13 protein-coding genes and 2 tRNA genes are annotated in these 11845 nt (G+C 40.1%); 8 read left to right on the top strand and 7 right to left on the bottom strand.

Annotated elements, in window-relative coordinates:
- The first annotated feature begins 126 nt into the window (after nt 1–126).
- The 6 genes from NY014_RS05180 (at nt 127) to NY014_RS05155 (ending at nt 3927) form a co-directional block, all read left to right on the top strand.
- Nucleotides 127–200: transfer RNA gene (locus NY014_RS05180), tRNA-Asp, on the top strand.
- A gap of 83 nt (nt 201–283) precedes the next feature.
- Nucleotides 284–357 (top strand) — tRNA-Asp (locus tag NY014_RS05175).
- A 337-nt stretch (nt 358–694) separates the two neighbouring features.
- Entirely contained in the window at nt 695–1642 is a 948-nt protein-coding gene (locus tag NY014_RS05170) for an acetyl-CoA carboxylase carboxyltransferase subunit alpha (protein ID WP_259413486.1), read from the top strand.
- A gap of 96 nt (nt 1643–1738) precedes the next feature.
- Nucleotides 1739–2578 (top strand): MBL fold metallo-hydrolase, encoded by an 840-nt coding sequence (locus tag NY014_RS05165; protein WP_259413485.1) that lies wholly within the window; start codon nt 1739–1741, stop codon nt 2576–2578.
- Nucleotides 2568–3353 carry a patatin-like phospholipase family protein gene (locus tag NY014_RS05160; RefSeq protein WP_259413484.1) on the top strand — a complete coding sequence of 262 codons (786 nt, stop codon included), beginning with the start codon at nt 2568–2570 and terminating at the stop codon, nt 3351–3353. Before NY014_RS05165 ends, NY014_RS05160 begins: the two co-directional genes overlap by 11 nt.
- A 13-nt stretch (nt 3354–3366) precedes the next feature.
- Nucleotides 3367–3927, top strand: coding sequence for a 1-acyl-sn-glycerol-3-phosphate acyltransferase (locus tag NY014_RS05155; RefSeq protein WP_259413483.1), 561 nt, complete (start codon nt 3367–3369; stop codon nt 3925–3927).
- On the opposite strand, the gene NY014_RS05150 is transcribed toward NY014_RS05155, so the two are convergent.
- The gene (locus NY014_RS05150) at nt 3924–4454 is read right to left on the bottom strand and encodes a hypothetical protein (protein WP_259413482.1); all 531 of its coding nucleotides are present in this window, start codon (nt 4452–4454) and stop codon (nt 3924–3926) included. The genes NY014_RS05155 and NY014_RS05150 overlap by 4 nt on opposite strands.
- 338 nt (nt 4455–4792) lie before the next feature.
- Here NY014_RS05150 and NY014_RS05145 point away from each other — a divergent pair, with 338 nt between their 5' ends.
- Nucleotides 4793–5485 (top strand): head GIN domain-containing protein, encoded by a 693-nt coding sequence (locus NY014_RS05145; RefSeq protein ID WP_259413481.1) that lies wholly within the window; start codon nt 4793–4795, stop codon nt 5483–5485.
- 59 nt (nt 5486–5544) lie between these two features.
- Here the strand turns inward: NY014_RS05145 and NY014_RS05140 are convergent, their stop codons facing one another.
- A complete protein-coding gene (locus NY014_RS05140; RefSeq protein ID WP_259413480.1) occupies nt 5545–6141 on the bottom strand; it encodes a DUF4136 domain-containing protein in 597 nt (198 codons plus the stop codon).
- 196 nt (nt 6142–6337) lie between these two features.
- On the opposite strand from NY014_RS05140, the gene NY014_RS05135 reads away from it, so the two are divergent.
- Complete coding sequence (locus tag NY014_RS05135; RefSeq protein ID WP_259413479.1) at nt 6338–6922, top strand: uracil-DNA glycosylase family protein; 585 nt, start codon at nt 6338–6340, stop codon at nt 6920–6922.
- A 42-nt stretch (nt 6923–6964) separates the two neighbouring features.
- Here the strand turns inward: NY014_RS05135 and NY014_RS05130 are convergent, their stop codons facing one another.
- The 5 genes from NY014_RS05130 to NY014_RS05110 form a co-directional block, all read right to left on the bottom strand.
- A complete protein-coding gene (locus NY014_RS05130) occupies nt 6965–7525 on the bottom strand; it encodes a pentapeptide repeat-containing protein (protein WP_259413478.1) in 561 nt (186 codons plus the stop codon).
- Nucleotides 7526–7610: 85 nt separating this feature from the next.
- The gene (locus tag NY014_RS05125) at nt 7611–8420 is read right to left on the bottom strand and encodes a creatininase family protein (protein WP_259413477.1); all 810 of its coding nucleotides are present in this window, start codon (nt 8418–8420) and stop codon (nt 7611–7613) included.
- Between the two features lie 68 nt (nt 8421–8488).
- Nucleotides 8489–9019 carry a GNAT family N-acetyltransferase gene (locus NY014_RS05120; protein WP_259413476.1) on the bottom strand — a complete coding sequence of 177 codons (531 nt, stop codon included), beginning with the start codon at nt 9017–9019 and terminating at the stop codon, nt 8489–8491.
- Complete coding sequence (locus tag NY014_RS05115) at nt 9020–9508, bottom strand: VOC family protein (protein ID WP_259413475.1); 489 nt, start codon at nt 9506–9508, stop codon at nt 9020–9022. It lies immediately after the preceding gene.
- Between the two features lie 14 nt (nt 9509–9522).
- Nucleotides 9523–11682, bottom strand: coding sequence for an alpha-glucuronidase family glycosyl hydrolase (locus NY014_RS05110; protein ID WP_259413474.1), 2160 nt, complete (start codon nt 11680–11682; stop codon nt 9523–9525).
- Between the last annotated feature and the right edge of the window lie 163 nt (nt 11683–11845).

Genomic DNA, 11845 nt, shown 5'->3' with positions numbered 1-11845 from the left:
ATAAGAATGAAATACAAATTTCCTGAAGAAATTTTCACATTCAGCTTTTGCAAAAAGAAAGCAAAACAATACATTTGCATCACTTTAAACCAAGGGCGTAAGGAACTTGGGTAAGAAATAAAAAAAGGAGCGGTAGTTCAGCTGGTTAGAATGCCTGCCTGTCACGCAGGAGGTCGCGGGTTCGAGTCCCGTCCGTTCCGCAAATTTCTTGTCGCTTTACCATCAAGGTAGAGTTATAGAAGAAGAACAAAAAGTTGTTTATTCACCTTAATTAAAGTCATTAGGAGCGGTAGTTCAGCTGGTTAGAATGCCTGCCTGTCACGCAGGAGGTCGCGGGTTCGAGTCCCGTCCGTTCCGCAGAGCCTCAGAGAAATCTGAGGCTTTTTTATTTTTGGCTAAATCATTTGAAACTGATTATAGAATATTATTTCAGGGGATTAATTTTAAAAGGTTCAGCAGGTTAGAATGTCCACATTCATCGGGAAGGTCGCGGGTTCGAGTCCTCCCGAAGGTTCGGGATTCCGCAGAGCCCCAAAGAGATCTGAGGCTTTTTTGTTTTTAGATAAATCGTTTGAAACTGTTGCTGACGAATTAACTCCAAATCAAAATTCAGAAATCTACTGATCACATTTTTACCAATGGGTTTTTCTCTAGGATAGATTCCTTATCTTTGTTTCTTTCAAAAACCAATAAAATGGTATTAGAATTCGAAAAACCCATCGCTGATTTAGAGCAGAAATTGCAGGAAATGAAGGACCTGGCTAAGGGTAGAAATATCGATTTAAGTTCCGATATTGAGTCCTTGGAAGAAAAGATCCAAAATTTGAAAAAGGAAACCTTTGAAAATTTGACTCGCTGGCAGCGAGTACAGTTGTCCAGACATGCAGACAGGCCTTATGCCTTGGATTATATTTATGAAATCACCAACGACTTCATTGAGCTTCATGGAGATCGTGGAGTTAGAGATGATAAAGCCATGGTTGGTGGTCTCGGCGATATTGATGGTAGAACTGTAATGTTTGTCGGTCAGCAAAAAGGTCGAAATACCAAGCAGCGTCAGGAGCGTAATTTTGGAATGGCTAACCCTGAAGGTTACAGAAAGGCTCTTCGCTTAATGAAAATGGCTGAAAAATTTGGTAAGCCTATCGTGACTTTGATCGACACCCCAGGAGCATTTCCTGGCTTGGAGGCTGAGGAAAGAGGTCAAGGTGAAGCGATCGCCCGAAATCTCAAAGAGATGTTTATGTTGAAGGTTCCTGTAATCTGTATCATTATCGGAGAAGGGGCTTCCGGAGGTGCCTTGGGAATTGCTATTGGTGATAAAGTGTATATGCTAGAAAACACTTGGTATTCCGTGATTTCTCCCGAGTCTTGTTCATCCATTCTTTGGAGATCATGGGATTACAAAGAGCAGGCCGCAGAAGCGCTCAAGCTTACAGCCAATGACATGAAAAGTAATGGCTTGATCGATGGGATTATCCCAGAGCCACTTGGAGGTGCTCATAAGGACTTGAAAACTATGGCGCAAACAGTGAAAGAAACTATCCTTTCTGCATTGAAAGAATTGGATAAAATCAAGCCAGAAAAGCGAATCGATCAACGAATTGATAAATTCTGCTCCATGGGAGTAGTAGTTGAATAAAATCAAAAATTGAATTCATCTTATTCTAATTCCGGAAGCAATCTTACTTATAGATAAGATTGCTTTTGGTTTTTTAGACCAAATCAAAAATCAAAAATGGAATTATATACTGTCAATACTGGCTTTTTTAAACTTGATGGAGGAGCAATGTTTGGTGTTGTTCCTAAGGTACTTTGGTCCAGAACCAGTCCATCCGATGAAAACAACCTTTGCACCTGGGCCATGCGATCACTTTTAGTGGTTGATGGAAATCGGGTTGTATTAATTGATAATGGGATTGGGGATAAGCAAGACGCTAAGTTCTTTTCTCATTACTATTTGCATGGAGATGATTCCTTGGAAAAATCCCTGAAAAATCTTGGTGTAGCCTTTCATCAGATCACTGATAACTTTCTGACTCATCTTCATTTTGACCATTGCGGTGGCGGCGTAAAATATGGATCTCATGGGCAATATGAGATGACGTTTCCACGAGCTACTTATTGGACGAATAAAGACCATTGGAAATGGGCCACCGAGCCTAATCCTCGTGAAAAAGCTTCCTTTTTGAAGGAGAATATATTTCCCATGCAGGAGCTGAATCAGCTCGATTATGTGGATTTGGAGAAGAAGCAGCTTTTCCCGGGTTTTGATTTTATTACGGTGGATGGTCATACGGATAAGCAGATGCTTCCTAAACTGACTTACAAAGGAAAAACCATTGTTTTTGTGGCGGATTTGTTGCCTTCTGTAGCTCATATTCCGATTCCCTATGTGATGGGGTATGATACTCGTCCTCTATTGACCATGGATGAAAAGGCCAAGTTCCTAGAAGAGGCTGTTGAGAATGACTACATTCTTTTCTTCGAGCATGATCCGATAAATGAATGCTGTACGCTGAAGCGAACAGAAAAAGGAATCCGAGTAGATCAAACTTTCCGATTGGATGAAATCTAATTTAAAAATTGGGATAGCTCTTTCAGGAGGCGGAGTGCGGGGGATTTCTCATTTGGGAGTTCTTCAAGGATTGAATGAAGCAGGAATCTTCCCGACTCAAGTAAGTGGAGCATCTGCCGGTGCTATAGCTGGAGCTATGTACTGTCACGGCTATTCCCCTTCTGAAATCCTAAAAATAATCGTAGAGACGAATTATTTTAAGTTTCTACGTCCTGCCATTTCTTGGAAAGGAATTTTGAAAATGAGTAGCATCGAGGGTTTGTTCAAAACCTATTTGCCTCATAATGATTTCTCCCAATTGAAAATTCCACTCAGCGTGACGGCCACGGATATTAAGAAAGGGAAAGCTGTTTATTTTTCAGAAGGAGAACTGATAGGGCCTGTCATGGCGTCGAGTTGTATTCCAGGGATGTTCGAACCTATTGTACTAGGAAACAAATTTCTGGTTGATGGAGGGGTTTTAAATAACCTGCCAATAGAGCCTTTGGACGGTACTTGCGATTACGTAATCGGGGTCAATTGTAACCATCTTCCTGAGGAAAGTGATATAAAAAATATGCGAAGGTTGATTGAGCGGTCGGTTATCATGACCATGAATTATAATGTGTACAGTAGAAAGTCCCAATGTGATTTTTTTATTGAAGCGCCTGGTTTGGGTAAGTATGGTGTTTTTGATATTAAAAAAGCTTCCGAATTATTTCGGGCAGGTTATGAAGAAACCATGCGCTATATTGACCAAAATCCTGCAATTTTGGAGTTGAAGAATTCAGAGTAAAACCTTTAATCCTATGATGAAATTTCTTTCTAAAATTGTCTTTTGGATAAGCGGTTGGAGTTTGAATGCAAACTGGCCAAAAGGAGTAAAAAAAGCGGTTTTAATAGCTATCCCACATACTTCTAATTGGGATTTGCTTTATGCTAGGGCGGCGTTTTTCCTAATGGACATTCCTGTCAAATACACTATAAAAAAAGAAATCATGGTTGGCCCTTTAGGTTGGCTTTTGAAAGGCTTGGGAGGAATTGCCATTGATAGGAAGCGAATTCCCGGAGGAAGGAAACAAACTTATACAGAGGCCATGACTTCCATGCTAAAGGAGTCTGATGAGCTAGTGATTATGGTAACTCCTGAAGGAACCCGAAGTGCTGTTAAAAAATGGAAAACGGGTTTTTACCATATTGCATTGGGCGCAGAAGTTCCGGTGGTCGTGGGATATCTGGATTATAAAAAGAAAGAAGCTGGAATCGGTCCTGTGATATATCCAAATGGGGATATTGATAACCAAATTGAGGAATTAAAAGCTTTTGGAAGAACAGTCACTCCAAAACACCCCGAAAAAGGAGTGGTTTAAGCTTCGTGACTTTTGATTATTAGCGTTAAGTAATCTTTTAATATTCTGAATTCGGCATCGTCGACTTTCCCATCTGACCAGATTTTTTTGATCAATTCGTAAAGACCTGAATATTCTTCCCGAATCTTCTCATTTCCCTCCAATTCAAGGAATGATTTGAGTTTATAAACCTCTTGATCATTGATATCTCCGCTGGAAAGAATCCCCTGAAACATCCCATCAATAAAGATCTGGTCTGGATTATGACTCGTGTTATTGCTGCCAATTTCCTCTAGAAAATGGTCTATTGATTCATTAATCTCATCGATTTCTTCCACGGAAATTTTCCCTGAATCGATAATGGGTTTAATTCGCGTGAAAAGATGCTGAAAAGGTTCATAGCTACATAGATGCTCGTATTGGCCACACCAGCTTTTTAGAGCAGCGTATTCGTTTCTGGTGATTACTCCATCCAATGAGACTCCATAAATCAAACCAGCTAACTCCTTGGCAGCATTCTGAAAATGAGGATTATTGGGCTTTTCCATGTCAATTTGGGTTTATGATATAAGTTACGATGTATTTCTAAAAAATGCCCAATCTCTTCCTCTTAATTCCTCTCTAAAAGTTTTAAATGAAGTACCAATGTTTTTTATAATTCTAGGATAGAATATCACTCGTTTCATTTTTTCAAATTAATTTCTAGAGTTGAGCAACTTTTAAAGGCAACCAAGCATCTTCTTAGTGTTCTCAAAATGATTGTCCGTTTTTGTACAAAAGCGTATCAAAACGAACATAAAAATATTGAGAGAGTCCATTTTGAAGCGATTAAACCCTCTTTTTGCCTTTGGCATATTCTATGAACAACTCTATAAAAAACAATCCCATGATGAAACGAACAATTATTCCTGCTTTGATTTTATTCCTGTTTTTTCTTGGCTTATCTGCCAATGCTCAGGAAATAGAAACCCGAACTCCCGGTGCTTTTACACAAGTTGAATCCGGAGGGAGTTGGGAAGTTTATATCTCGATCGGCAATCGTGATGAAGTTGAGATCGAAGCCACTAATGTGAGCTTAGATGATGTTATTACCGAAGTAAAGGATGGTAAACTCAAACTCAGACTGAAGAAAGGAAATTATCGAAATGTAAAATTGAAGTTTTATGTGACCATGCGAGAATTAGAAGCTATTGGATGCTCAGGATCAGGGACTATCACAGTTGAGGATGATTTGGACACAGATCGATTGAATTTGGGAGTCTCAGGCTCTGGATCCATTATACTTCAGAAGGTAAATGCTAATCAAATTTCAGCTGGCATCAGTGGCTCTGCAGACATTTTAATTGATGGGGGAGAAACCGACAAATTGACCATTGGACAATCAGGTTCCGGTGATTTTAAAGGAATGGATCTTCGTGCAAGATCAGTGGATGTGGGGAAATCTGGTTCAGGAGAAACTTACATCACTGCCTTGGATGAACTGAAAGTAGGCGCATCTGGCTCAGGTAATGTTTACTACAAAGGCGACCCTCGAACCAATATTGGGGTTTCAGGTTCAGCAAAAGTTATTAAGAAATAAACTAAACCAGCACTTTTGATAAATACACCGATCAGCTTTTCGCTGATCGGTATTTTTTTCTATTCAAGATAGCGATTGAGTACTTTGAATTCATTCATCACCCGATAAGCTGCTCTAGTAATTTCCGATTGAAAATCGGGTGAATTAAAATCAAAACTTGCAGCTGTGTATCCCTGCCAAATGGTATTTCCCCGCTTGGAATCGATCACGTAGATGACTAGCATTCCATTGTTTTCTTTGTACTTGACTTGATTATAGGTTTCGCCTTTTTCCCGCTCTTCTTCCTTGTCTAATTCGTATTCTTCCTCCTCTTCTACGACTTCTGCTCCCTTACGCTTCAACCAATAATCAAACTCGGGTTGAACATACCCTCGATATCTTACCGAGTCCATAAAAAGTTTGTAGCTCACCAACATATCCGGCTTTTCTTCCTTCTCCCGAAATCCCTGAGACCCCAATCTAGCTCCGATGGTAGCATTTAAAACTGGAGATATCAGCATGGTATCCGTTTCGGTTGGCTCTACAAAGGCAAAGGTTTTATACCTCTTGAAATTTCCCTGATAATTATAATCGTATTCGGTGACATAATCCTTTTGAGTAAAGCAGGATGTCAATACCATTAAGGTGAATAAAGAAAGCAAGGGAAGTTTTCGCATGGCTTCATTCAATTTTTATCAATACTTTATCTGTAACTCAAGCAAGAATAGATGGTTTAAACTTCTGATCTTCAGTTTGCTAAAATTTAGGAAATCATTTTCAAAAATTGAATACTCTTTTATTTCTTCTTGTTCTTTGAATTATTATTTACTGCTTTTGAGTTATTGAAAAGGGAAATAAAATGAGTAAAGAGACATGAATCATTTTAATAGACAGGTTGAGGAAGTCAAAAATTGCCGTCTTTGTGAGCACCACCTTCCACTGGGACCTAGGCCTGTTTTTTCCATTCATCCAAAAAGTAAGATTTTAATCGTGGGGCAAGCTCCTGGTACTAAAGTTCATGCTACGGGAATTCCATGGAATGATCCTTCTGGCGATGAACTTAGACGTTGGCTTGATGTGGATCGGGAGACATTTTATGATGCATCTATTTTTGGGATTATGCCGATGGGTTTTTGCTATCCCGGTAGGGGAAAGGGAGGGGATTTACCACCTCGCCCCAAATGTGCGCCTCAGTGGCATGATTTACTGAAAAATTGGATGCCGGAAATCGAACTCGTTTTATTGATTGGTGCTTATGCTCAGAATTATTATTTGGGAAAAAGAAAAAAGAAATCCCTCCGAGATACCGTAAAAAGCTATGAAGAGTATCTTCCTGAATTTTTCCCATTAGTTCACCCTTCTCCAAGAAATAGGAGATGGATGAAAACAAATCCTTGGTTTGAAGAAGAAGTTGTACCGGTCTTAAAATTGAAAGTGAGTGAAATTATTGGCAAATAACCTTAAAGGATAGCTGATGTGAAATTTTAGATTGACTATAGCTCACCCAATCTTTATACCCCACTTCCCCAATAACCCAGGCAATCCTTCCAGATCAAATCTCGCCCCTTTCACCTTGTTGATCTCCGGGTCGATGCGATAGTGGATAGCTTCCCGAAAGTCAGCCTTTTCCAGATTAGTTCGATCAAAGACAGTTCCGCTCAAATCAGAGCCTAAGAAACTAGCTCCGCTGAGGTCAGTTTGGGAAAAGTCTACCTCTAGAAGTCTTGAGTTTTGAAAAATGGATTTTTTAAGCTGAAGGTTAAAGAAGTTGCAATAATCGAGTTGGCAATTTTGGAAATTGAATTCCAGTAGAAAGGGATTTGCTGTGTTGAAATGAACTCCTAGGATCTTGCATCGCTCAAACTTTACTTGCTGTAAACTTACCTTGAATACTTTGGCGTTGCTCAAATCGCAATCTTTGAAAATACAATTCTCAAAACTGCATCCATGGAAGTTTAGGTTAGAAAAGTTACAGCCTACAAACGTACAGGTATCGTATTCTCCGATTTGAAAGTCAGAAGCAGTTTGGTTTTGAAAAGTTTTATCGGAGAAAAACAACATGAGTATAATTTGATGCCTTCAGAGTTTGGAAATCAGCTTTGGATTTGGGTAAAGCCTCGTAAATCGTAATTCGTAAATCTAAAATCTAAAGTCCTGCCAAATCCCATTTGCTGATAGTCTCCTGAATTAGCATAAGGACTTTTGCATTAACCTTTTCAAAGTATTCCTTTGCCTGGTTTTCATCAAAATTAGGATAACCCTGTCCTTCCTGATACAAGCCAATGGAGGAAGGAAAAGGAACAGCTGACCAAGTTCCTTGCTTGGGATAGGCTGTAGCTTGATTGGGATTGTAGCGTTCCTTATGAACCAAAGTCGGATCGATAGCTTGGATATAGGCAGTTTCGTTTAATCCGGCATGCCCGCCATCTTCTTTGAAAACCTCCAGTGTTACATCTGAAGCATAGCTCCACCAGTTGATGACTAATGTTCTGACTCCCAATTCATTGGCTACTTCACCGGCAATCTTTTGTAGGACAGCAGTTTGTCCACCTCCATGCCCATTTAGAATAATGATATTTTTAAATCCATTTCTAGCAAGTCCTTTTAAAATATCCCGGATAAAAGGTCCATACGCTTCTTCTGTGATTTGAAAAGCTCCCGGATAATTTGCCATCGAACCTGTAATCCCATAATTCAAAGTAGGAGCAATCATCGCATTCAAGTCATCGGCGATGTCCATTGCCATTGCATGAGGAGCCGTATTATCTGCTCCATTATTGATGACACCATGTGGTTCCAATGTGCCGGTAGGCAAAAGAACCGTTTGGATTTTCTCAGGCACAAACTCAGCAAATTCCATCCAATTGATCCGGTCCATTTCCCGAGTGCTTGGGCTTTGTGCATGGGCAAGTGAAAGGATCAAAAAGGAGGAGAGGAAGAGGGCAAAGGATTTCATGGGAACAGGTTTTTTAAATTCAGAATCAAAATCCGATAATTTCTTCAAGAACAAAAATCTGAGTGACCTCAAAACCGGATTTTGTAAACACTAAAGGGTTGAAGTTGCGGGCAATGAAGTAATTCCTGATGCTCAAACTCTTCCAAAAAATGCATCCCGATTTTTTCCATCACTCGTCTGGAGGCCGTATTTGCTGAGGAGGCGTAGGAATATACTTCCTTCAAACCAATTTTTTTGGCATAGTCCAAGCAAGCAGCAGCCCCTTCGGAGGCAAGCCCTTGATTCCAGAATTTTTTGTCAAATTTCCAGCCTATATCCACGCAAGGCGTAAAGCTGGCCGGGAAGTCTTTTCTGTTTAAACCAAGCGTTCCAGCTAATTCGCCTGTGGGCAAATAATCAACGGCAAAATAGCAAAAACCTACCTTTTCAAAGAGTTGATTCATTTGGTCCATTTTGGCTATGCTTTCTTCTCGAGTCAGCAATTTTTCAAAAAAATGCATGATCTCCGAATTAGCATTCATTGCTGAAAATGTATCCAAATCAGCATCCTCCCAAAGTCTGAATCCTAATCTTTCACTTTCAAAAAGGTATTTTTTCATTTATTCTAATTCAGCAAAAAGTGAGTGCATAATCAAACTTCTGGTGTACATATCGATATTTCCGTCTTGATCCTTTGGCCAAAGATCTTTGGGCTTATCCCAGTACAATTCTACTCCATTTTGATCTGGGTCATCGAGATAAATTGCTTCTGAAACCCCATGGTCGGCAGCTCCAGTCAATGGATATCCTTTCTCAAGAATCCGCTTAGTAAGAGCTGCTAAATCCTTTCGGCTTGGCAATAAAACAGCTGTGTGGAAAAGTCCAGGATAATGTTTGGGTGCTGGACCGCTTCCTTTACTTTGCCAGGTATTCAAACCAATATGATGATGATAGCCGCCAGCAGAAATAAAAGCTGCATCCCGGCCGTATCGCATAGTCAATTCAAACCCCAAGAGACCACAATAAAATTCCAGACTTCTTTCCAGGTCGCTAACTTTTAAATGGACATGTCCAATTCTTGTTGCAGAAGGTATTTGATAGTTTTCCATGGAGGTAGAAACACTTACCAGTTTGGTTTGATTCCCGGTGCAAAAGGAAATCTTAGACTCTTGTAATAGTCTAAGTCACCTGTAGGCTGTTCGATATCATCAGGGAAAGGCCTATTTGAAAAGGTCTGGAAAAAAAGCAGACAGGCATTTCTCCACCATTCTGCTTCTTTGACCTGAATCTTCAAAAGTTGATTGACATGGTTGAAACGTTCTTGATCGATAAGCCCTTCTAAAGTCTGCCAAGTTTGATGAAAACTTCTGGCACTTTTTACCCCTTGATCATAGTGAAAGGCAATTCCTTCCCAAAGAGTCTTGCCAGATTTTAATTGAAAATCCCAAGGCACATGATGAAACCAGAGTAAAAACTTCTCGGGTATTAGATTTGGATCGGACCATTCGGAAGCAATCTCTGAAGCATATTGACCTAGCGCATTACTGCCTGTTGCTGTTCGGTCAAATCCGATTCCTTCGGTATTTGCCCGATGATAATAGAGGGAGGTCCAATCTGCTCTTCCTCCTTCTACCCAAGGTCCAGGTCCATAATGATGGCTTCTACCCATGATATGATGCAAACCCAAAGGTGTCATGTAATTGACAGCTGCTTCATGGGATTGAAGCATAATGGATAAGATCTTACTTTTTGTTTCAGGGTCCTTACCAAACGTCAAGCTGATCCATTCATTGGCGATATCGGATGAATTTTGATAGGGATCCCAAGCTAATTTTCCAAAGGCATACCAGTTGGCTTGGCCAAACAAATGCCCGGTCCAGTTTCTATCTGTTCCAATATTGGAGACACCAGCCATCAAGGTTAGCTTCTTATTCGTGGCCGATCCGTCAATAATTCCTGCCACCGTGGAATTGGGAGAAGGTCTAAAAGTCTTGCTTTGTAAAACTTCTTCCCACATAGGACTTAAATAAACCAGTTGGGTGGCTTGACCCAAGTATTCTTGGGTAATCTGAAACTCCATCCCCAGGTTGGTTTCATCGACTGCTCCGAAAAGCGGATGGAAAGGTTCTCTTGGCTGGAAATCAATGGCTCCATTTTTCACCTGAATAATGACATTATCCATGAATTTCCCGTCTAGGGGTTCGAATTCCAAATTGGCTTGTTTGTGGCGGTCTTCATCAATTTCGTGTGAGTATACAAAAGCTCTCCAGATCACAATCCCGCTATGAGGAGCAAGTGCTTCTGCCAGCATGTTAGCTCCTTCTGCATGGTTTCTACCATATTCATGCGGACCAGGCTGACCCTCTGAATTTGCTTTCACCACAAAACCTCCAAAATCAGGGATTTCCTTGTAGATCATATCTACCCGCTCTTTCCAAAAATTTTTGACTTCTGCATCTAAGGGATCTGCAGTTTCTAAATTCCCCATTTCTATAGGGGCTGAAAATCTGGCCGTAAGAAAAACTTGGATGCCATAAGGCCGAAATAAATCTGCCAAGACCTTAACCTTTTCTATAAAATCTTCACGTAAAACCCAGGCATTCGCATTGACATTGGTAAGGGAAACAGCATTGATTCCTAAGCTGGCATTTGCTCGGGCGTAGTCTATGTACCGGGGATCCACATAACCCGGAAGCTTATGCCAGTCCCAAATCGAAAATCCGGCATAACCACGTTCTACCGTTCGGTCCAGATTATCCCAATGGTTTAACATCCGAAGTTTAATTTTTGGACTGTCAGACTTTTCTGAACTAGAGTCAAAGGTCCCGGTTTGGATGCTTCTGAAAAAATCAAAAACACCGTATAGGGTTCCTATGGGGCTATTCCCAACAATCGCATAATGAGATTCTCCACCTTGATTAATAGTACCTCTCCAGTACCCCTCATCTCCTAAAGCCTTGATTTTTGCCTGTTGCTCAAGCCCCAAATATTGGGTTAGTTCGGTACGGGTACCAATCCATAAATGGGCGTTTTGATTTAGGTTTTTGAATTCAGGATTATGATTGAAAAATCCCTTTGAAGCTAATCCAAGCTCCTTTTTAATAACTTCATAAGTAGGATTTTTCCCAAAAAAATAAACTCCTTTAAATAGTTCTTCTATCTCCGTATTTAGGCTTGCATTATCAATTGGTTGATAATCCAACCAAAGTTTGTAACCGTCTTTGGCAATTATGGGATTAATTAGAAATGTAAATAGTAGGATAATTACAATTCGGTTTTTCATAGGTTTATTGTTTGGTTTCGGAAAATGCAAAAAAATGCCAGAATTCGCTATTGTATTTTAGAGGAACGGCTTTGATTTTTTGAATGTATTTCCGTGACATTTGCTGTCATGAATAAGAGATTTAGTTTTTGACTTTTCTATCTTAGAAGTCCGATTTTTAAAG

Origin of the sequence: Algoriphagus limi (assembly GCF_024919275.1) — a bacterium.
GTDB lineage: Bacteria > Bacteroidota > Bacteroidia > Cytophagales > Cyclobacteriaceae > Algoriphagus > Algoriphagus limi.
This window is presented reverse-complemented; position numbering and strand designations above follow the sequence as displayed.

What these genes read in the sequence shown, in the direction of transcription:
- NY014_RS05140 (WP_259413480.1), bottom strand. Translation starts at nt 6,141, where the DNA reads ATGCGAAAACTTCCCTTGCTTTCTTTATTCACCTTAATGGTATTGACA.
- NY014_RS05110 (WP_259413474.1), bottom strand. Translation starts at nt 11,682, where the DNA reads ATGAAAAACCGAATTGTAATTATCCTACTATTTACATTTCTAATTAAT.
- NY014_RS05125 (WP_259413477.1), bottom strand. Translation starts at nt 8,420, where the DNA reads ATGAAATCCTTTGCCCTCTTCCTCTCCTCCTTTTTGATCCTTTCACTT.
- NY014_RS05150 (WP_259413482.1), bottom strand. Translation starts at nt 4,454, where the DNA reads ATGGAAAAGCCCAATAATCCTCATTTTCAGAATGCTGCCAAGGAGTTA.
- NY014_RS05155 (WP_259413483.1), top strand. Translation starts at nt 3,367, where the DNA reads ATGATGAAATTTCTTTCTAAAATTGTCTTTTGGATAAGCGGTTGGAGT.
- NY014_RS05160 (WP_259413484.1), top strand. Translation starts at nt 2,568, where the DNA reads ATGAAATCTAATTTAAAAATTGGGATAGCTCTTTCAGGAGGCGGAGTG.
- NY014_RS05165 (WP_259413485.1), top strand. Translation starts at nt 1,739, where the DNA reads ATGGAATTATATACTGTCAATACTGGCTTTTTTAAACTTGATGGAGGA.
- NY014_RS05170 (WP_259413486.1), top strand. Translation starts at nt 695, where the DNA reads ATGGTATTAGAATTCGAAAAACCCATCGCTGATTTAGAGCAGAAATTG.
- NY014_RS05115 (WP_259413475.1), bottom strand. Translation starts at nt 9,508, where the DNA reads ATGGAAAACTATCAAATACCTTCTGCAACAAGAATTGGACATGTCCAT.
- NY014_RS05120 (WP_259413476.1), bottom strand. Translation starts at nt 9,019, where the DNA reads ATGAAAAAATACCTTTTTGAAAGTGAAAGATTAGGATTCAGACTTTGG.
- NY014_RS05135 (WP_259413479.1), top strand. Translation starts at nt 6,338, where the DNA reads ATGAATCATTTTAATAGACAGGTTGAGGAAGTCAAAAATTGCCGTCTT.
- NY014_RS05130 (WP_259413478.1), bottom strand. Translation starts at nt 7,525, where the DNA reads ATGTTGTTTTTCTCCGATAAAACTTTTCAAAACCAAACTGCTTCTGAC.
- NY014_RS05145 (WP_259413481.1), top strand. Translation starts at nt 4,793, where the DNA reads ATGATGAAACGAACAATTATTCCTGCTTTGATTTTATTCCTGTTTTTT.